The sequence below is a fragment of the Anaerosporobacter sp. genome (genome assembly GCF_965301125.1).
Window position 1 is genome coordinate 2,000 of record NZ_CBDLAM010000331.1, and the last position, 387, is coordinate 2,386.

The 387-nt window shown below is 31.3% G+C and carries 1 pseudogene; it reads right to left on the reverse strand.

What is annotated here, in order from left to right:
• Positions 1–271 (reverse strand): annotated as a pseudogene (locus ACW2QF_RS19530) (flotillin family protein); the annotation flags it as partial.
• Positions 272–387 lie beyond the last annotated feature (116 nt).

The window sequence follows — 387 nt, forward strand, 5'->3', positions numbered from 1 at the left end:
CAACTATTAAAGATCCTTCTTGAACTTTTGATATTAATACTGTTTTTAAATGAATACCACCACGAAGAACATTTGGTTGATAACCTGCCTCTCCGTTTAAAGCAATGATTGAGTCTTTCAAAGAACCTTTTAAACTCCACCATTTTTCTACTACTGCTACTTCATTTGATGCAATAATACGCAAACCTAAAATCACGAAAATTAGTAAATATGCTACAGCTAACACACCTAGTACCCATAAAGCAATTTGTAACACTGATTCAATACTCATTTTCTTCCTTCTTTCTATTTTATTTACGTTTTATATTTTACCATTTTGAGGTTGGTTAGTCAAGTACTGTATACAACTTCATTTTGATGCACTTATGTCTATGCACTTATTGTTAC